The sequence below is a fragment of the Bacillus sp. es.036 genome (assembly GCF_002563635.1).
Taxonomy (GTDB): Bacteria; Bacillota; Bacilli; order Bacillales; family Guptibacillaceae; genus Guptibacillus.
The window spans coordinates 720,634-739,787 of record NZ_PDIZ01000001.1; the positions used below are offsets into that span (position 1 = coordinate 720,634).

General features: G+C 40.3%; 18 protein-coding genes. 12 read left to right on the forward strand and 6 right to left on the reverse strand.

All coding sequences use genetic code 11. From position 1 onward, the window contains the following. The first annotated feature begins 59 nt into the window (after window positions 1–59). The 5 genes from ATG70_RS03845 (at window position 60) to ATG70_RS03860 (ending at window position 3,864) form a co-directional block, all read left to right on the forward strand. A complete protein-coding gene (locus ATG70_RS03845) occupies window positions 60–695 on the forward strand; it encodes an HD domain-containing protein (protein ID WP_098443048.1) in 636 nt (211 codons plus the stop codon). Then, window positions 692–1,171, forward strand: coding sequence for a GNAT family N-acetyltransferase (locus ATG70_RS03850; protein ID WP_098443049.1), 480 nt, complete (start codon window positions 692–694; stop codon window positions 1,169–1,171). Before ATG70_RS03845 ends, ATG70_RS03850 begins: the two co-directional genes overlap by 4 nt. 255 nt (window positions 1,172–1,426) lie before the next feature. Next, complete coding sequence (locus ATG70_RS03855; RefSeq protein ID WP_373560754.1) at window positions 1,427–1,588, forward strand: Spo0E family sporulation regulatory protein-aspartic acid phosphatase; 162 nt, start codon at window positions 1,427–1,429, stop codon at window positions 1,586–1,588. A 52-nt stretch (window positions 1,589–1,640) separates the two neighbouring features. Then, window positions 1,641–1,880: a hypothetical protein gene (locus ATG70_RS22150; protein WP_142329552.1), complete on the forward strand. Its 240-nt coding sequence runs from the start codon at window positions 1,641–1,643 to the stop codon at window positions 1,878–1,880. A 121-nt stretch (window positions 1,881–2,001) separates the two neighbouring features. Beyond that, entirely contained in the window at window positions 2,002–3,864 is a 1,863-nt protein-coding gene (locus tag ATG70_RS03860) for a PAS domain S-box protein (protein WP_179886177.1), read from the forward strand. Between the two features lie 328 nt (window positions 3,865–4,192). On the opposite strand, the gene ATG70_RS03865 is transcribed toward ATG70_RS03860, so the two are convergent. Both ATG70_RS03865 and ATG70_RS03870 read right to left on the reverse strand, forming a co-directional pair. After that, window positions 4,193–4,957, reverse strand: a complete 765-nt coding sequence (locus ATG70_RS03865; RefSeq protein WP_179886178.1) for a DUF3891 family protein — start codon at window positions 4,955–4,957, stop codon at window positions 4,193–4,195. A 156-nt stretch (window positions 4,958–5,113) separates the two neighbouring features. Next, window positions 5,114–5,560: a protease complex subunit PrcB family protein gene (locus ATG70_RS03870; protein WP_142329554.1), complete on the reverse strand. Its 447-nt coding sequence runs from the start codon at window positions 5,558–5,560 to the stop codon at window positions 5,114–5,116. A 184-nt stretch (window positions 5,561–5,744) separates the two neighbouring features. Here ATG70_RS03870 and ATG70_RS03875 point away from each other — a divergent pair, with 184 nt between their 5' ends. From ATG70_RS03875 to ATG70_RS03895, 5 genes are all read left to right on the forward strand, one after another. Next, a complete protein-coding gene (locus tag ATG70_RS03875) occupies window positions 5,745–5,963 on the forward strand; it encodes a hypothetical protein (RefSeq protein WP_098443054.1) in 219 nt (72 codons plus the stop codon). 225 nt (window positions 5,964–6,188) lie between these two features. Then, on the forward strand, window positions 6,189–6,710 hold the full coding sequence (locus ATG70_RS03880; RefSeq protein WP_098443055.1) for a hypothetical protein: 522 nt from the start codon (window positions 6,189–6,191) through the stop codon (window positions 6,708–6,710). 125 nt (window positions 6,711–6,835) lie between these two features. Next, window positions 6,836–8,242, forward strand: a complete 1,407-nt coding sequence (locus tag ATG70_RS03885; protein WP_098443056.1) for a hypothetical protein — start codon at window positions 6,836–6,838, stop codon at window positions 8,240–8,242. Between the two features lie 230 nt (window positions 8,243–8,472). Then, entirely contained in the window at window positions 8,473–8,928 is a 456-nt protein-coding gene (locus ATG70_RS03890; RefSeq protein ID WP_257147609.1) for a pyridoxamine 5'-phosphate oxidase family protein, read from the forward strand. Between the two features lie 102 nt (window positions 8,929–9,030). Beyond that, window positions 9,031–9,657 (forward strand): TVP38/TMEM64 family protein, encoded by a 627-nt coding sequence (locus tag ATG70_RS03895; RefSeq protein ID WP_098443058.1) that lies wholly within the window; start codon window positions 9,031–9,033, stop codon window positions 9,655–9,657. A 705-nt stretch (window positions 9,658–10,362) separates the two neighbouring features. Here the strand turns inward: ATG70_RS03895 and cotJC are convergent. From cotJC to ATG70_RS03915, 4 genes are all read right to left on the reverse strand, one after another. Then, on the reverse strand, window positions 10,363–10,932 hold the full coding sequence (cotJC, locus tag ATG70_RS03900) for a spore coat protein CotJC (protein ID WP_098443059.1): 570 nt from the start codon (window positions 10,930–10,932) through the stop codon (window positions 10,363–10,365). Between the two features lie 21 nt (window positions 10,933–10,953). Then, entirely contained in the window at window positions 10,954–11,220 is a 267-nt protein-coding gene (locus tag ATG70_RS03905; protein WP_098443060.1) for a spore coat protein CotJB, read from the reverse strand. 3 nt (window positions 11,221–11,223) lie between these two features. Continuing rightward, window positions 11,224–11,439 (reverse strand): spore coat associated protein CotJA, encoded by a 216-nt coding sequence (locus ATG70_RS03910; RefSeq protein ID WP_098443061.1) that lies wholly within the window; start codon window positions 11,437–11,439, stop codon window positions 11,224–11,226. A 111-nt stretch (window positions 11,440–11,550) separates the two neighbouring features. Next, window positions 11,551–11,745, reverse strand: coding sequence for a hypothetical protein (locus ATG70_RS03915; RefSeq protein ID WP_098443062.1), 195 nt, complete (start codon window positions 11,743–11,745; stop codon window positions 11,551–11,553). Between the two features lie 188 nt (window positions 11,746–11,933). Between ATG70_RS03915 and addB the strand changes: the two genes are divergently transcribed. Together addB and addA are read left to right on the forward strand one after the other, a co-directional pair. Continuing rightward, entirely contained in the window at window positions 11,934–15,425 is a 3,492-nt protein-coding gene (addB, locus tag ATG70_RS03920; protein ID WP_098443063.1) for a helicase-exonuclease AddAB subunit AddB, read from the forward strand. Further along, on the forward strand, window positions 15,415–19,128 hold the full coding sequence (gene addA, locus ATG70_RS03925; protein WP_257147610.1) for a helicase-exonuclease AddAB subunit AddA: 3,714 nt from the start codon (window positions 15,415–15,417) through the stop codon (window positions 19,126–19,128). The genes addB and addA overlap by 11 nt, the downstream gene beginning before the upstream one ends. The last annotated feature ends 26 nt before the right edge of the window (window positions 19,129–19,154 follow it).

Below are 19,154 nucleotides of genomic sequence, written 5' to 3' on the forward strand. Positions count from 1 at the left end.
TAGAGCTGGCCTTTTTCTATGATAAGCAACGTTAAATTGAAACAGGGAGAGATCAAGTTATGGACCATGTTATCGCTGAACTCCGTACATATGTGAAACAAAAATTAGAAAAGGAAGGAAGTGGACATGATTGGTACCACATTGATCGTGTCGTAAAACAAGCGCGCAGCATTGCAAAAGAAGAGGGGGCTAACCTCTTTATTTGTGAAGTTGCTGCACTTGTTCATGATCTTGCTGATGATAAAATCGCTTCATCAGAACAAGCTGGATTAGAAGAAGTAGAGCAACTGCTTTTCCCTTTAAATAAGGCTGATCTCGAGCACGTATTGGAAATCATTACAACCATTTCCTTTAAAGGGGGGAATCGTCCACCTGTTCGTAGCCTCGAAGCAAAGGTTGTTCAAGATGCCGATCGTTTAGATGCGATAGGTGCGATTGGAGTTGCCAGGACGTTTGTTTATGCTGGCTCGAAGGGAGATTTAATTTATGATCCATCCATACAGCCACGTGAGCACATGTCAGCTAGCTCGTATCGGAATGAAAAGTCGACAGCCATCAATCATTTCTATGAAAAATTATTGAATTTAAAAGATTTAATGAATACGAATACAGGTTTAAGAATTGCTGAAGAGCGACATGAATTTATGACATCATTTTTAACACAATTTCATGGAGAGTGGGAAGGGTTAAAATGATGATTATTCAGCCAATGACAGAAGATACTGCAAAAAAGATCCAAACGTGGCAATATGAGGAGCCCTATTCCTTGTACAACCTAAATGGAGATTCAGAAGTGTTATTAGAACTTTTGAACGGCTCTTATTTTTCAGTTACAGAAAACAACAAATTAATCGGCTATTTTTGTTTTGGGAAGTCAGCTCAAGTTCCTGCTGGTTATAAAGAAAATGCTTATGCGGCTCCTTTACTTGATTTTGGGCTGGGTCTTCACCCGATGCAGACCGGAAATGGAAAAGGCCTTCGCTTTGTTCAAGCTGGGCTCGCATATGCGTATGAGAAGTACGGTGATAAGAGCGTTCGACTTACGGTAGCCTCCTTTAATAAACGCGCAAAAATAGTTTATGAAAGGGCAGGATTTACATATGAGCAATCCTTCTTAAAGGTAAGTGATAGCGGTTCGACAACCTTTGAAGTTATGGTAAAAAAGATATGAAAATAGGGAGAAATGGGCTGTGGTCACAAACTCTGGATTAAACTGTGAAAAAGCGGGAATAACAGAAGTATACAAGCAAGAAAGAACAGGAGGAAGGTTTCATATTCATAGTGCTATAACTAAAATAGAATCGAATCCTATTGGTCCAACTTGTCTTATTCTTACTAATTCTGACAGACTATAGGAAGTTTGGTCGAATGCGTTTTGATTCCTCTGAGATTTGGGCATAATGATAATGTATTGGCATGAGGAGGAATGAGCATGTATGATGCAATTGAAAGAAAGCGTAAAGAAATGTTCGATATGGCGGGACGTTACGGCTTTGCATCAGAGAGAACCATTCGCTGTAGTCAGGAATTGGACCGATTATTAAATGCCTTAATGCAAACAAAACAACATAATGAGGAAGTATTGTGAAACTTAAATCTAATTTTTTCTTCCTGTAGGGTAAAATAAAGGAGGAAACCTTATGAAATTTGATCTTAAATCAATTCTCACAAAAGAGTTATTTGATTGGATAGATGAACATCCTAAGCGCAATCAGTTGATTGAATCCATTCAAGGAGAGATCTTTCAATCCGTTGTCCATTTCCGTGAGTGGAATGACTCTGATTATAATGGGAACGATGACTGGATTCTGTATGCGCTTCGAAATGAAGAAGTGTGGCAAGATGAAGTCGATCCGATCGATCAGTGTGAAAGCCGTTAGAAGCACGGCTTTTTTTTGTGGGATTTTAGAACTTAATGTAGATTTAAGCAGGAATCATTTGCTTGGAAAGAGAAAAACTACATACTATGGAATTTATCCGGAGTACGTAGGGGGACTTATGGTGAAACATTCACAAGACGTTCTTATAGATAAGCAAGAGCTTCATGAACTTCATAGAAATTATCAAACGTACAAATCGCTATTTGCCCATTATCCAGGTATGATGTACCTTTTAGATCATAATGGACTCATTCAAAATATTAACCACTTCGGTGATGCCTTATCAAAGTATTACAATGTCACAATTAAAAGTAAGCATTATACAAACTTTATTCTAGCTTCAGAACATGACGAAGTTAATCACTTTTTTTATAAAACGCTTCAGGGGCAAGTTACACATTTTAATACGGTTTTCCTTACACCCGATCAAGAGCCATTCGAGGTTGAATTGGTAAATATTCCTGTTTATGTTGACCATGAAGTAAAAGGTGTATTTACGTACGTTCGAGATATTACGGAAGAACGAGCAGCAGCATTTGCTCTACGAGAAAGTCAGGAAAAGTACCGGCTGATTGCTGAGCATACATCAGAGTTAATTAGACTAGTGAATGTCGAGAGCGGTATCATTACCTATGCTTCTCCTTCCCATGAAACCATTCTTGGTTTCAAAACTGAAGAGTATACAGGTCAGTCGTTTTATGAAGACATCCATCCTGATGACCAGGATGCCGTTATTCATTTACTACATAGTACGAAAGATAAGCCAGCAGTCGCAGAATTTCGACGGAGGCATGTAAATGGAAACTGGATTACGTTAGAAGATAGAGCAAGATCCATACCTTATGGCGTCAATGGAGAAAGAATGAATGTTGTCGTCTCAAGAGACATTACTGAGAAAAAAAGAGCTGAACAGGAGCTTCAAAGCACGCTAAAACAGTTAAAAGATTTAAAATATGCCCTTGATGAAAGTGCCCTAGTTTCTGTGACAGATGAGTCTGGGAAGATTACTTCTGTGAATGAGAAATTTTGTGAGATTACGGAATATACCGAAGGCGAACTCCTCGGTCAAACACATATGATTCTAGATTCAGGGTATCATCCGCAGTCTTTTTTTGACGAAATGGACTTGCAAATTCAATCGGGTGCAGTCTGGAAAGGCGAAATCAATAATAAAACGAAACATGGAAACGATTTTTGGGTCGATACAACGGTTGTGCCGTTCACTGGTGATAACGGAGAATCGTACCAATATGTTTATATCCGTAAAGATATTACAGATCGTAAGCGCGCCGAAGAACTGCTTCGAACGTCCGATAAATTATCAGTTATAGGTGAACTAGCTGCTGGCGTTGCTCATGAGATTCGAAATCCATTAACTTCTCTTAAAGGTTTTACACAAATTTTAAAATCAAGGCTGGATAGTGACAGTGATCAAGAGTTTATTAGCATTATGCTTGATGAATTGGATCGCATTAATATGATCGTTAATGAATTTATGGTGCTGGCGCGACCGCAGGCTTTAGCTCCTGAGAAAGCGAACTTACAAGATTTACTTCAAAATGTCCTTACCTTGATTGAAACGCAGGCAACGTTAAACAACGTGCAAATAATCACTAGAGTGATTGAAAACATTCCTAACATATCTTGCAATGAAAATCAGATCAAACAAGTTCTCATCAATGTTATAAAGAATTCGATCGAAGCAATGCCGAACGGTGGAGAAATCATACTCTCCCTTTTTCCAATTAAAAATGAAGTTATCATTGAAGTGAGAGATAATGGGGAAGGCATTCCAAATCACCAGCTAACCCATCTAGGAGAGCCTTTTTATACGACTAAAAAAAAGGGGAATGGCCTCGGTTTGATGATCTGTCGACGAATTGTTCAAAATCATCAGGGCAACTTGTTAATCGATAGTAAAGAAGGAGAAGGCACTGTGGTAACGATAAAACTCCCTTATCGTCTTTCTGATGAATCGCGCTGAGCAAGCGCTTTTTTCTTTTATGCAACTCTTTACTTTAGTTAAGTAAGCGCTTACAATTATAAAAAAGAATAGTTGTAATAAGGGGCGTGTTGAGAATGAGAAGCGAGACGAGTTATCGAATGCTTGCCTTTGAAAAGTTCAACGCTGAAAAGAATTGGTCAGAAAACAATCGCCTTTTTAATTATTCCATTGTAGGATGCGGAACATTATTTTATATTTTATCGAATATATTTTAACGAACAGTACGAATGGGCTTCTCAAAAAAATCGAACTTCTTTTTATTAAAAGAGAAGTTCCTTTTTGAGAAGTCTCTTTTTATAATGGTCGTCTATTCATTATGGCTAAAGTGAAAGGTTCGAATCTCAAATGGAGTCGTCTGATAGGCTTTAGCGATTCCTTCAACTGCTACTAATTCTTTCGGAACCCGCTTTAATTTAACATGAAACGAGTGCTCTTCATGAAATAGTGGGTATGAGATATGAATGTTTTCCTTAGAAAGCCAGTGTGTAAGAATGGCATTATCTGTCGTTAGAAAATAAAAAGATTGTGAAAACCCTTTCTTAAACCACGAAAGTTCTTCGCTTTTTGAAACTCCAGGTTCTTGAAAGCAGACGTATAGTGACAAGTCATCACAAAATTGTAGTAATTGGTAATGAAAGATGAGTAGGGATTCCGAAATGCGAAAAGTTTCTAACAGTTGATTCTGTCTAGTATCCTCTTCAGCATAAAACGTTTTAGCTGCCATAGATGTAGCATTGTAAAAAAACGATTGATAATGTTTGCTACAAAGAAAACCGCCGTAAGTCGTCTTATTTATAACATCTTCTAATCCTTTTTTGTAAAAGGTTAGCTTGGGAGCAAGTGGGAAATCTAGAAAAGTATAAGGGGCCTCGCGTCGATCGTTCCAAAACGGTACGTCATCGATCGGGATCCATCCACAATCATGATAGCGAATCGCATGTAAGACCTCTTCACGATAAAGCGAATCGGGCCAATAGTCTTCACGTAACGCTTCTGCAAACTGGCCCGATAAAAGCGCATGATCATGCTGACTAGTCATCACAAAACAATCATTCTCCTCATAAACAATCATCCAATCCATCCTTTCAAGATAAGCGAATTTGAAGCAATCGTGAGGCTGGTCAAAGAAGGTAGCCAAACAGTTGACCGCTTAGCCTCAACAAAATAAGGGGTGAGGATTTGTATTTGAAAGCGCAAACAAATAAATCGAGACAAAAAAGCGAGTCCATTAAGGAGCGCTTTTTTGAATTTCTTTAAAATTAACGCGTGCATTCGTCATATCTATTTTTGAGATTACAAATGGTTTTGTAATCGCTTGGGTGACCATATCCTCTTTTTTAGGATCGGTATAGTAATAAGAGACGACAAGTTCATTGTTTATTTTCTCGATGCTTTCGATGTTAACCGAATAGCCGCCTGTGGGCATCTCACCGCGAGTAATGATAATATACAGTTCTTCACCTGATGGAATCGTAAAGGTCGATTTCTCTAACCACTTTTGTTGAACGGTCGTTTGAATATCTCTTGGCGCGTTTTGCATTTCTACTGTTTCAAAAGTGATTTCCTCCTTCATTTCATCTCCCCCACTTGAATCGTCTGTAGACTGTGATGAATTATCTCCACATCCTGTCAAAATGACAAAGACCAGTGATAGTAGCAATAATATTGGACGCAATGTCTTACCCCTTTCTTCTCGTAACCTCTATATTTAGAAAATGATTCCATTAAGTTATAACGCTATCTTAAGTTTAGCGAATTTCAATAAGCTTGGAAAGAGTAAGGAGATTAAACGATTACATTTTCTTTACATAGGGTATTGAATAATTGTGAGTAAATGGCGTAAAAAAAGGAGAATAGACATGCAAAAAGAAATTATAAGCTTTTTAAAGAACGTAGAAGAACCCGTAACAACAAGAGAGATTATGGAATATTTATCTGGGAAGGGATACAACCCCGATGAAGAAGAGCTTGTTCGAGTTATAAAAGATATGCCCCAAGGTGTTGTGAAAGAAGAATACGATGCATCTGTTATTGATCCTTCCCCATCAGTTGTTTATAAAGCAGGACCAAACGCTTAAGGATTCATTTTCGAAAAAGATCGACGAAATACAAACCAATGATTAGAAAAAATACGATTCCAACTCCATAGAGGATATCCATGATCAAGTCCATTCGATAACATCCTTTCGAGAAGCTTAATGTAAGTGTATCAAACGTTCTTATTCCTTTCAGATTTTTTTGTTTTGTTCGAATGAGGAAATGATATAATAGTAGCATTGAGTTAAGCATGGAAGGATGTCGTCATGAAGAATTGGAAGTTTGATAGCTCTAAACTGATCATCTTATTTTTTATTGTGTTTATTATTGTAGGCGCTGTCAACGTCATATTTAGCGACCGGAAAATGAATACGAGTGAATACTTACTGAGTGAAAACCAACGAGATGTTGTTTCACGATCTGAAACGCAGCCTAAAGTACCGGTCGGTGCCCTTGTAAATAGCAAACTCGCTGAAAATAACGCCATCACTCTTACAGCTAAATTGAAATATGAAGGGGAAGAAGAAACGGGAATAAAGGTAGTCGAAAATAGTATGTTAGATTATCAGATTACGGAACATCAGACAAACGATATTGTTATTCCTTATACATCCCCTGACCCATCTGTCCTGAAAAACGTCTCAACAGATGATATAGTTGAAGGAGAGTCACTAAAGACTGAACCACTTGACTCTGGTGCTTACCAAATAGAAGTAAAGGTGCCGATTATAATTGATGATAAGGAAGAGAGTTTCCTGTTTCGTATTCCTGTCGAAATAACTCCATAGTGAGCGCTAAAAAAACTTCCAATTAGGAAGTTTTTTTAGTGACTGTTTTTGAATGACCCACGTAGGGTTAAACATGGTAATAGAAACTGATAGAATAGAAGTATATGACAGAAATGGGGGGCTATATGAAGAAGTTAAATCTCTATAAAATTATTGGAATTTTCGTATCTTTCGCTTTGTTTCTTATCATTTTTAATCAACTCAAGAGCGGAGAACCGAATTTTAAGGTTGATGAATCTTTGTTTGAGGTTTATGAATCCGCTAACCAATGGGAGGATTCTATGAATGATATGATCCCTCAGCTTCAACTAGCTAGAGAGATCGGAGCATTAAATAGCAGTGATCACCTTATCCCCATATTGGCAAATGATCGTGATCTTGTTATCCATGATGTGATGGTCATTAATTTTGGAGCTGTGTACATTACATACTCTTTCTCATTGAAAGAAAATGATCAGCCGTCTAATTTACCGACCTTTCATATCGGTTCCTTGCGATTTAACGGCACCAGCGATACGGATCAATCCTTTTTAGTTAGTCAGCAGGAAGTTTCAAACCAGCCAGGAAAACAGCCAGCGGTTATTAATCATCGTATTTATCGAGCAGAAATTCTATACCCGAATAGTGAAGAGGCTGATTTCATCGAAGAATTTGCTCGCTTTTCAGATGCAGATTCGGTTATCTTCGAGAATGTGTACGCACAGATTGATGATGACAAAATAAAACTTGAAAATCAAGAGCTTGCTTTGGAAAGCGATTTTTCGAACAACATTTATGCCAAAGCAGATCTGAATGAAACAATTCATACAGATGAAGGCGATTTTACTTTTACACATTTTGAAGCTGGTCTTAATACGAATAAATTATATATGAAGGGCAATGATGATCTACATACACGACTCGTCATGACGAATGCAACAGAAGAAGATTTTTATCCATTTGAACGGGTTTTATTAAAGGATGAGAAAGGGACTTATGTAGCGCTAGAACCGTTTCGTACGTTACAAGAGACGTTTTCTTATAAAGTAAATGAAGTCGTTTTTAATAAAGATGGCCTCATTTCTAAGAGGATTACAAATGAGGATTGGGAAGCTATACAAAATGGGAAAAAGGTCAGCCTTGGAGACTATAGCGGGTTAACTTATACTGTACATACCCAGAGTAGTGGTGATGGCAATCAGCTGGTAATTAGAATAGATGGAAATAAAGATCACTCGCCCAAATTATTGAATCAGATTTACATGGAAAGCAGTCAAGCTTATGAAGATCGTCTAGGTTCTATACCGGAAGAAGAGCGAGAATCTTATGAACAACAAAAGCCTGTATTGTTAGAAATAAAGGATAAGAATAAAAGTGATATTCTGATTTATCAAACCTCTTCTACGGAATCACCGAAAGAATTTCGGCTTGACCTTGATTATGAGCATTTTTCTTCAGGATTGCCTGCGGTTATGACCTTATCAAATTTACCAAATTTCGAAACTGTCGATGTTGATTTAAAAGGGTCTCTTCAATTAAATGAAAAAAAGTAGTATCCATTTTAAATTTGTAGTTTGGTTTTTATAGAATCGGGAATATTCTTTATCAAACCCCCTAAGTAGTTTGAAAGTGATTTTCCCCCTGTTAACCGTGCTCAAATGAGTACGGTTTTTTTATTATTTTTCTCATAAGCAGTGCGATTCTGTGAAGCGTTTCCATTATGCGGAATTCGTGGTAATCTTTTAGAAGAGAGTCGATAATAGTAAGTGAAAGGATGAGGCATTTGGCGAAGAAAGGAATTTTGACGGAACTTAATGAGGATCTTGTATCTTTTTTTGAAGGAGAGAAGCTTGTTATGCTTTCAACGATTGATCATGAAAGCCAAACTCCAAACGTATCTGCCATATCGTGGGTGAAATGTTTAGATAAGAACAATATTCGGTTTTCAGTTACAACAAATTCACGTACGATTCAAAATGTCAAAGAAAATCCTCATGTAGTATTCACGATCATTGGATTGGAAACCGTGTATTCCATTCATGGAAGTGCCTCAATCCTAGAAGATGCCATGAAAGGTGTTTCACTAAAGCTTGCGAAAATTAATGTAAATGTCAATCAAGTGCTTGAGACAATGTTTTGGGGAGCTAAAATCACAACAGAACCTCAATACGAAAAAACATATAATCAAAAGAAAGCAGAAGAATTGGATAAAGAAGTGTACGATTCCTTGTTGAAATAGCACCAAACTTTCTTATCGCAATTTTTTGTGATTTAATGGTGTAAACAAGCATTTCGTGCGATCACTCTGACGAAGGCACCAGGAAACGAGGTTGATTCCCAGATGGAGTGGGAAATGATTAAAGACTTTTTAAATGAAGAAACAATCAGACAATGGCTCGGTCAGTATCGTGCTCTTGGACCATTACCAGGAATTTTGCTTCCTATGCTAGAAGCAGTTATTCCGATATTGCCGCTATTTCTATTTGTGGCAGGCAATGCAGCAGCGTATGGTTTCTGGTACGGCTCGTTGCTTTCATGGCTTGGTGCATCTCTAGGTGCTCTGATTGTTTTTATGGTGGTCAGGCGGCTTGCAAGACAGCGATTCATGCGAGTGGTAACAAAACACGCCAAAATAGAAAAAACACTGCGCTGGATTGAGCGACATGGGTTTGGGATGGTGTTTTTGCTTCTATGTTTTCCATTTACGCCCTCGGCTTTAATCAATGTGGTAGCAGGCCTTTCGAATATGAGTATTCGAAGCTTTGTATTAGCTGTATTACTTGGAAAAATGGTGATGATTTCGATCGTTTCTTTTATTGGACATGATGTTTTTGCGTTAATTCATCAACCTCTGCAAATGGTTCTTATCCTAGTAGCGATCGTTCTTCTTTGGGGGGCAGGCAAATTAATTGAAGTGAAACTAAATCAGCGTCCTCGTAAGCATCGTACCGAGGATCAGGCGAGATAGAAGGAAAGCCATGCCGGTTTCGGCATGGCTTTTGCATGTTTATGGAATGAAAAAGATATGTTTAAGAGTTCTAAATATCTCCCTTCTAACCGGGCGTCTCCGCTTTTCGTGTCTAGCTGCAGTGGGCAGACACTCTGTCACTTCACCCTTCAATCCGAACACAAAGGGCGTGTTCTAGTTCAAGAGTTCCAATATCTCCGTTTCTAAACGCTCGTCTCCGCATTTCGTGTCCAGCTGCAGCGCCCAGCCTCTCGATCGCTTCACCCCGTAAAATGAACACAAAGACCGTGTTCTTTTTACGGGGCTCCAGCGCTTGTCGAGGCTAAACGGGCGCTTCCGCATTTCGTGTCTAGCTGCAGTGGGCAGACACTCGGTCACTTCACCCTATAACTCGAACACAAAGACCGTGTTCAATTTATAGGGTTCCAGTGCCTGCCGTGTCTAACCGCCCACTTCCGCATTTCGTGTCTAGCTGCGCGGGCCAAATCCTCCGGCTGTTTCGCCCTTTCGATTGAGACAAAAAGCGTCTCATTCGAAAGGGCTCCAACATCCTGCGGATTTAAGCGGGCCCTCTCCGCATTTCGTGTCTAGCTGCAGCGGGCAGGTCCTCGATCGCTTCACCCTTCAATCCGAACACAAAGGGCGTGTTCATATTGAAGGGCTCCAGCGCTTGTCGGACCTAAACGCCCACTTCCGCATTTCGAACTAAAATATCCTTTTCTTATCTCTTTCTTCTTTAAGTATTTCAACGGCTTCTCGGAAGCGTTGGGAGTGGATGATTTCGCGTTCTCTTAGGAAGGCGAGGGAGTCGTTTAGGTCTGGGTCGTCTGAGAGGTCGATGATCCATTGGTAGGTGGCTCTTGCTTTTTCTTCTGCGGCGATGTCTTCGTATAGGTCAGCGATGGGATCGCCTTTGGCGGCGATGTAGCTTGCTGTCCATGGAACGCCTGCTGCGTTGGAATAGAAGAGAGCACTGTCATGATTGGCATAGTGGGCGCCGAGTCCGGCTTCTTTCATTTGGTCTGCTGTGGCATCTTTTGTTAGTTTGTATACCATTGTGGCGATCATTTCTAGGTGAGCGAATTCTTCTGTTCCGATATCCGTTAATAAACCAACAACTTTATCTGGAATCGTATAACGCTGGTTTAGGTAGCGGAGAGCGGCAGCAAGTTCACCATCGGCTCCTCCATACTGCTCGATTAAAAACTTTGCTAGCATGGGGTTACATGTGCTTACTTTGACTGGGTATTGCAATTTCTTTTCATACACCCACATATCATGTACATCCTTTCTGAGTTAAACTTGCCACGGCCATGGTGCATCTTTCCAATCCCATGGATAGTTTGAATAACTGTTCCCATATTGTTGTAATGGACCATATTCTTTTTCGTATCGCTTTTTAAGTTGTTTTTTCATTTTTGCGTATTCATTGAATTGTTGAATGGCTTCATAATCATTTGGATGGGTATCAAGGTAAAGGGTTAGGTCTACGAGAACGAAATCCACAGCCTGAAGTTCTTCCAATAACTCATAATACTCTTTGGGCAATTGTTTTTGAGACATGGTTTACTCCTCCCGCTTTGAAGGATAAGGGTACGGATCATAGAAAGCTTTCCAGAGCGTTCCTTTGCGTAGCGCTTCACGTGCAGAGTATTGTTCAAGACCAGGCGGCTGAAATCCCATGTAGAGGTTAGGGGGAGTTGAATAAGATTTCACTCGAATCGGAGGACATGGATCAAACGGACTAACATACGGCTCGTAAAACTTCCTGTGTGTATACATTTAGTGACCTCCTTCTGTACGAATCTCTACTCTTAAGATGTATGAACAAAAAAAGAAATCATGAATGACAAATAAAGAAGCACTTCCAAAAGTGGAAGTGCTTCTTAGGCTTTACATTTTATTAACTGTATTGTTCCAGGTTGCGAGCATGTTCTTTAAGTCATGAAGATCTGATTTGAACGGATAGTCCGTTGAAACACTGCGCTTCTGCCCATCATCTAGCTTTTCATAACTATGAACAAATTCGGTCATGTCTCGTGTAAGCCGATTTAATTCCCATTTAAACGTTTCAAATTCCTTTTCCATTTTGAAAACTCCTTTATGATCAATTTCTTATGAGTACTATACCCGTGCGTATGTAGGAGGAAACCATCAAGTCTTCCATTTGGCATAATTTGTCGGGTGCTATACGAACGTATCTTCCTATTTGCTATTCAATTCATTGAAAACATGAGATAATAGACAAAGAATTTACGGTGTAGGAGGTAGAGCAAATGACAGTGAAATTTGTCATTGGTCGTTCAGGAAGTGGGAAATCGAATCATTGTTTAACAGAAATGCAAAATGAACTAACCGATCGGCCAATCGGACAGGATATGATTTACCTCGTTCCTGAGCAAATGACGTTTCAATCAGAGTATGAATTAGTACATAATAGAGGTTTAAAAGGAATGATTCGAGCGCAGGTTTTTAGTTTCACAAGACTTGCCTGGAAAGTACTTCAAGAAACTGGGGGCATGGCTCGTCCTCATTTAAGTAGTGTTGGAACAAGTATGATGCTTCGACAGATCATTGAGGAAAATAAGCAGCAATTACGAATTTATCAGCGTTCTTCTGAGAAAACAGGATACGTGGAACAGCTAAATGATATGGTAACGGAATTTAAGCGGTATTGTCTCGAACCAGATGATATCAAGAGCTTTGCTGATGATTTTTATGTAGAAGATGAGCGGAACATACTTCGAGATAAGCTCTATGACTTGCATCTTGTTTACGAAGCTTTTCAAAAGAAGATGATAGGTCACTACCTCGATTCAGAAGACTATTTAGCGCTGCTGGCAGAGAAAATTGAGGAATCAGACTATCTAGCGAACGCTACAATATGGATAGACGGCTTTCATAGTTTTACCCCTCAGGAACTACTGGTCATTCAATCTTTAATGAAAAAAGGAACCACCCTTACGTTTACGATTACGATGGATTCTGAAATGGTCCCTTCCGCTATTCATGAACTCGACCTGTTTCATGAACCAGGTAAAACATATCAAACCCTTCAGGGACTGGCGAATGAAGAAGGGGTAGAAATCGAGGAACCTCTCGTTTTAACAACGCAGAAGAGGTATCAAAACAGAGAGATCTCTCATTTAGAAGCTAATTATGGTGAACGGCCGCCGGTTGTTTATCGTGGGGAGTTGCAGCACATACAAGTTCATCATGCAGTGAATATACGTTCTGAAGTTGAGGCAGTAGCACGAGAAGCGCTAAGGCTTGTGCGAGATGAAGGTTATCGTTACAGGGATATTTCAATCATGGTACGCAATATGTCAACTTATTATGAACTTGTGGAAACGATATTCGAGGATCACGGGATTCCAATTTTCTCAGATCAAAAGCGGACAATGCTTCATCACCCGTTAATTGAGTTGATTCGCTCAAGTTTGGATATTATCCAGTACAACTGGCGCTATGAATCGGTTTTTCGATGTGTCAAAACGGAGCTATTGTTTCCAGACGATACGGGGGAAAGCTTTGAAACCATTCGCGAACGGATGGATGAGCTTGAAAATTACGTTATAGCAAAAGGCATCAAAGGCTATCGTTGGAAAACTGGTGAAAGATTTAAAGCAAATATTTATCGTCAGCTAGAAGATAAAGAAGTCATCACTTCCGATGATCTCGAAAAAATGGAAGATCGCCTCAATGAAACGAAAGACTGGATTGCGACGCCGCTTGAGAAATTTGAGAGACACATGACAAAAGCAAAAACCGTTGAAGAAATGTGCGAAATTCTTTATTATCTTCTTGAAAATTGCCACGCAGCGGAAAAAATCGATCGTTTAAAAGAGCGGGCAGAAAAGGCAGGTCACCTTGCCAAAGCACGTGAACATGATCAGGTTTGGGACGCAGTGATTTCGCTACTTGATGAAACAGTGGAATTAATTGGTGATCAGAAACTCTCCGTGGAGCAATTTACAAAGTTGCTTGAAGCCGGAATGGAAAATATGAAATTTGCTCTCGTACCTGCTTCACTTGACCAGGTAGTGATTGGAAGCATTGATCGTACAAGATTTACTGATGTAAAATGTGGCTTTCTTCTAGGTGTAAATGAAGGTGTCTTACCGGCTCGCATTCAGGAAGATGGACTGTTAAGTGAGCAGGATAGAGAAAAGTTAGAAGAACAGGGAATTCAGTTAGCACCTGGGTTGAAGCGGCGTTTGCTTGATGAAGAATTTTTGATTTACCATTCGCTAGCTACACCTTCGGATTCTTTATGGGTTAGCTGTCCACTTGCTGATGAAGAAGGAAAGGGTCTGCAGCCTTCTATCGTCATGAATCGATTGCAGGAGATGTTCCCGGATCTTGAGATGGGACTGAAATTTGCAGAGCCTGGTGAAGAAGCAACGGAAGAACTCTCTTTCATAACAAACCCATCCAAGACAATAGGGCGACTGACGGGACAGCTTCGACAATGGCACCGAGGGTATCCGATTGATCCTATTTGGTGGGATGCATACAACTGGTTTATTTCGGCTCCAACTGAGAAAGATCGCGTACGCTTAATTGATAGTCTTTTTTATCGAAATAAAGCCGAACGTCTAACTGAATCAACGAGTAGAAAACTTTATGGTCACCAAATTCAGACGAGTGTTTCAAGAATGGAAAGATATAAATCTTGTGCTTTCTCTCAGTTTGCTTCTCATGGTTTACGCTTAAAAGAACGAGCGACATTCAAGCTTGAAGCGCCTGATATCGGACAGCTGTTTCATGCGGCGCTCAATATGATCGCCGAAACGATTAAGCAGCGTCACTGGGATTGGGCAAAACTCTCATCTAATCAATATTATGAACTTTCAGGACAAATCGTTGAACAGCTCGCACCAAAGTTACAGAATGAAATTCTATTAAGTTCAAATCGCTATCATTATATTATGAGAAAGCTAACGCAAGTTGTTGGCCGCGCCTCGTCCGTTCTTGGGCAACAGGCAAAGAAAAGCGGGTTTCAACCAGCAGGACTTGAATTAGGATTTGGGCCCAATCAAGAGCTCCCTCCAATCGAGTTCACGCTTAAAAATGGTGTTAAAATCCAGCTCATCGGACGTGTCGATCGGGTTGATCAGGCACTGAACGGAGAAGAGCTTCTCCTTCGTATTATCGACTATAAGTCTAGCGGTACTTCTCTTGATCTATCGGAAGTGTATTTTGGACTCGCGCTACAAATGCTGACGTATCTCGATGTTGTTATATCCAATGCGAACGTCTGGCTTGGAAGAGAGGCAACTGCTGCGGGTATGCTTTATTTTCATGTCCACAACCCTATGCTCCAAACATCAGCGCCTGGACAAGCGGCAATTCAACAGGAGCTTTTCAGAAAGTTTAAGATGAAGGGACTTCTCCTTGCTGATAAAGACGTTGTGAGCTTAATGGATAATGAGATAGAAACGAAGAAATCGGATATTATTCCGGCCGCACTGAAAAAAGATGGTAGCTTTTACAAAAACTCGTCCGTCTTATCTTCTGATGATTTTCATGCGCTTCGTTCTTATACAAGAAAAACGATTCAATCGATTGGATCGGAAATTTCAGATGGCCGTATTGAGATTGATCCTTATAAAATGAAAGATCGAGTACCATGTACATTCTGTTCATACCGATCCTTTTGCCAGTTTGATCAGGCGATGGAAGATAATGCTTATCGTCCTATTACTGCTCAGGATGACGAAACGATTTTAAGACGCATGAGAGAGGAGGCAGATGATGATAACTAAACCTGAAGGATCAAGATGGACTGATGAGCAGTGGGAAGCCATTGCTTCAAGAAACCAAGATGTTTTAGTAGCCGCTGCGGCAGGGTCGGGGAAAACCGCTGTTTTAGTTGAACGAATTATAAGACGTTTAGCCGATGAAAAAGATCCGGCTGAAGTTGATCGGATTCTAGTCGTAACATTTACGAATGCAGCAGCTGCTGAAATGCGCCACCGAATTGGAGAAGCGCTTGAAGAAAAGCTGAAGGAAGATCCTTCTTCGCTATACTTAAGAAGACAGCTTTCTATGTTAAATCGTGCTTCTATTTCTACACTACATTCGTTTTGTATGGAAGTTCTTCGCCGCTATTATTACAAGATCGATCTTGATCCTGCTTTTCGAGTAGCCGATCAAACGGAAGCCGCTTTACTTCGTGAAGAAGCGATGGAAGAGCTCTTTGAAGAGCACTACAGCCAGAAAGAAAATGAAGCATTTTATGACCTCGTCGACCGCTATAGTAGTGATCGGAGCGACGTCGATCTTCAGCTTCTAGTTGAACGACTTTTTCATTTCTCTTCAAGTCATCCTTGGCCGAAACAGTGGTTGGCAGATAGTGTAGATTTATATAAACATGCAGGTAATAAAAGCTTCGATGAGCTGATCTGGGTAGAGGAATTAAAGAAAGATGTTGTGCTTCAGTTAGAAGGAATGCGTGAAGTGCAGGAAAAAGCCCTTTCCATTTCATCTTCCCCAGGTGGTCCAGAACCGTACCTTTCCACGTTAGAAATCGAGCGCGAAATGGTGAATGGACTTCTCCAGGCTTCTAAGGAATCATGGGCAGCATTAAAAAACGCGTTTGAAGCTGTTTCATTTGGACGCTTAAAGCCTTGTAAAGGTGACCAGTTTGATCCTGAGCTTATTGATGCTGTCAAAGGAATGCGTGATCGGGTAAAGAAAACCGTTCAAAGTATGAAAGAAGATCTGTTTCAACGGGAAGCAGAGGAGTATCTTGAGGATATCCAAAAACTTGCGCCTGTTCTTGAAACGTTATCTTCTCTCGTAAATGAATTTAGGGATAAGTATGCTGATCTAAAAAAAGAAAAGGGACTTGTTGACTACAGTGACCTTGAGCATTACTGTCTTTCGATTTTATTAGATGAGGCATCAACATCTGATAACCCTATCGCTTCAAGTGCGGCGAAGGAATATCAGACGCAGTTCGCTGAAGTGCTCATTGATGAGTACCAGGATACGAACTCTGTTCAAGAAACGATTCTTAATGCCATTAGCCGAACGTCCGAACACGGTGGGAATCGTTTTATGGTAGGTGATGTTAAACAAAGTATATACAGGTTTAGACTTGCTGAGCCTGGGTTATTTCTAGCAAAATATAAGTCGTTTGGCCGCTCTTCAGATGAGCCTACTAAACGCATCGATCTTGCACGAAACTTTCGAAGTCGTGAGGAAGTTCTAAATAGCACCAACTTTATTTTTAAACAAATTATGGATGAACGCGTTGGAGAAATAAAATATGATCGTGCAGCTGAACTTATTCCTGGTGCAGAGTATCCGAAGTCTCAATCGGTGGTACCAGAAGTTCATGTGATTGATCAAAGCTCTGATGTAGAAGAAGATGAAGAGGTTGAAAAAGTTCAGCTTGAAGCACGTCTAATTGCATCGAACATTAAATCCATGATGGGAAAGAGCGAAAACGAGCGAACGAAAATATACGATCGAAAAGAAGATCGGATGAGACCTATTCAGTACAGAGATATGGTGATCTTAATGCGCGCCACTAGTAGCTGGGCGCCGGTTATGATGGAAGAATTAAAGCAGGCGGGTATTCCATCTTATTCAGACCTTGCGACAGGGTATTTCGAAGCGACAGAAGTAGCGATCATGATGAGTCTTCTAAACGTGATCGATAATCCCTATCAGGATATTCCGCTCGCATCTGTCTTGCGATCACCGATTATTGGGTTATCGGAAGAAGAACTTGCGTTGATTCGGATAAATGAGAAGCAATCAAGTTATTATCTCGCCATGCAGGCGTATTGTGAGACAGAGTCAGCTGAGCTTTCAGAGAAAATAGCACGATTTATCGATGATTTAAATCGCTGGCGAGAACAGGCAAGGCAGTCATCGTTAAGTGAATTAATTTGGCAATTGTATCGCGAAACGAATTACTATGAATTTGTCGGCGGAATGCCCGCTGGTTTGCAACGCCAGGCGAATCTGCGTGCTTTATATGATCGTGCAAGACAATACGAAGCAACCTCATTTCGTGGATTGTTCCGCTTTCTGCGGTTTATCGATCGAATGAAAGAGCGAGGAAGTGATCTTGGAACAGCCCGTGCGCTTGGAGAGCAGGAAGATGTTGTGCGCGTGATGACGATTCACAAAAGCAAAGGACTTGAATTCCCTGTTGTCTTTGTCGCAGGCATAGCAAAGCAATTCAACATGAGAGACATGGCAAATCAAATGCTTCTTCATAAAGAATTCGGTTTAGCAACGAAATACATTGATCCAATCAATCGTATTAGTTATCCGACGTTACCTTACTTTACATTACAAAAGCGAATGAAACTTGAGCTATTGGCTGAAGAAATGCGGGTTCTTTACGTTGCTTTAACGAGAGCAAAAGAAAAATTAATTCTAGTTGGTACGGTGAATGACTGGGAGAAAGAATTACTCTCCTGGGCAGAGGCACCAGGAGAGGAGTGGCTCCTTTCTGATTATGAGCGCTCAACAAGTAAAACGTATTTGAGCTGGATTGGACCATCTATTATCAGGCATCAAGATCTTTCTTCCATAACAGACGGCATCGCTAGTTTCCTGAAACATGATGAGGTTTTTCATCACCCATCACGATGGTCGTTAACGCTCCATCAAGCTTCGAATTTTTCTCAAGTTGAAGCAGAAGACGTTAAGAAACACGAGGAATACGAGGAACTCATTCGAAGGAAAGCCTACGTTCCAGAAGAAAGTGCCTTTAAAGACGTTGTTCATAATCGTCTTAATTGGACATATCCACACCAGGCAGCTGCTGAAACAAGATCAAAGCAGTCGGTAACGGAAGTGAAGCGTCAGCGGGAAATTTTCCAGGACGAACGGAGTGACGATCGCCTTGTAAAAGGCTTTAGCCAATCGTTAAAAGAACGCCCACGCTTTCTTCAAAGTAAAAAGCTTACGCCTGCTGAGCGCGGAACCGCGATGCATATCGTTATGCAGCATATTGATTTGCACCAACGGCATGAAGAAAAGGATATTAAAGAATTAATCGCAAAGCTTGAAACGAAAGAATTATTAACTAACGATCAGGCTCAAGCCATTGATGTGAAACAAATTAAGCACTTGATTGATTCTGATCTAGGTGACAAGATGAGAAATGCGGTCGAAATATATAAAGAGGTTCCCTTTAGTCTCGGGGTGGATTCGAAGTGGATTTATCCAGAATTCAAAGGAGACCAAGAAACGGTCGTGTTACAGGGGGTTATTGATTGTATCCTGCGCGATCAACACGGAGAATTACTGTTAGTCGATTATAAAACAGACGTGATTGAAAATCGTTTTTCTTCAGAGCAACAGGCAATGGAGACAATGAAACGACGTTATACAACACAGCTTCAACTATATGAAAAAGCGATTAATGAGATTTGGGGTTTGCCTTGTAAAGAAAAAATTCTTTTCTTTTTTGATGGTGGCAAATCACTCTTAATCGATTAAAAATAGCCGGGCGAATGTCCGGCTTC

What these genes read in the sequence shown, in the direction of transcription:
- ATG70_RS03845 (WP_098443048.1), top strand. Translation starts at nt 60, where the DNA reads ATGGACCATGTTATCGCTGAACTCCGTACATATGTGAAACAAAAATTA.
- ATG70_RS03850 (WP_098443049.1), top strand. Translation starts at nt 692, where the DNA reads ATGATGATTATTCAGCCAATGACAGAAGATACTGCAAAAAAGATCCAA.
- ATG70_RS03855 (WP_373560754.1), top strand. Translation starts at nt 1,427, where the DNA reads ATGAGCATGTATGATGCAATTGAAAGAAAGCGTAAAGAAATGTTCGAT.
- ATG70_RS22150 (WP_142329552.1), top strand. Translation starts at nt 1,641, where the DNA reads ATGAAATTTGATCTTAAATCAATTCTCACAAAAGAGTTATTTGATTGG.
- ATG70_RS03865 (WP_179886178.1), bottom strand. Translation starts at nt 4,957, where the DNA reads ATGATTGTTTATGAGGAGAATGATTGTTTTGTGATGACTAGTCAGCAT.
- ATG70_RS03875 (WP_098443054.1), top strand. Translation starts at nt 5,745, where the DNA reads ATGCAAAAAGAAATTATAAGCTTTTTAAAGAACGTAGAAGAACCCGTA.
- ATG70_RS03880 (WP_098443055.1), top strand. Translation starts at nt 6,189, where the DNA reads ATGAAGAATTGGAAGTTTGATAGCTCTAAACTGATCATCTTATTTTTT.
- ATG70_RS03885 (WP_098443056.1), top strand. Translation starts at nt 6,836, where the DNA reads ATGAAGAAGTTAAATCTCTATAAAATTATTGGAATTTTCGTATCTTTC.
- ATG70_RS03895 (WP_098443058.1), top strand. Translation starts at nt 9,031, where the DNA reads ATGGAGTGGGAAATGATTAAAGACTTTTTAAATGAAGAAACAATCAGA.
- cotJC (WP_098443059.1), bottom strand. Translation starts at nt 10,932, where the DNA reads ATGTGGGTGTATGAAAAGAAATTGCAATACCCAGTCAAAGTAAGCACA.
- ATG70_RS03905 (WP_098443060.1), bottom strand. Translation starts at nt 11,220, where the DNA reads ATGTCTCAAAAACAATTGCCCAAAGAGTATTATGAGTTATTGGAAGAA.
- ATG70_RS03910 (WP_098443061.1), bottom strand. Translation starts at nt 11,439, where the DNA reads ATGTATACACACAGGAAGTTTTACGAGCCGTATGTTAGTCCGTTTGAT.
- ATG70_RS03915 (WP_098443062.1), bottom strand. Translation starts at nt 11,745, where the DNA reads ATGGAAAAGGAATTTGAAACGTTTAAATGGGAATTAAATCGGCTTACA.
- addB (WP_098443063.1), top strand. Translation starts at nt 11,934, where the DNA reads ATGACAGTGAAATTTGTCATTGGTCGTTCAGGAAGTGGGAAATCGAAT.
- addA (WP_257147610.1), top strand. Translation starts at nt 15,415, where the DNA reads ATGATAACTAAACCTGAAGGATCAAGATGGACTGATGAGCAGTGGGAA.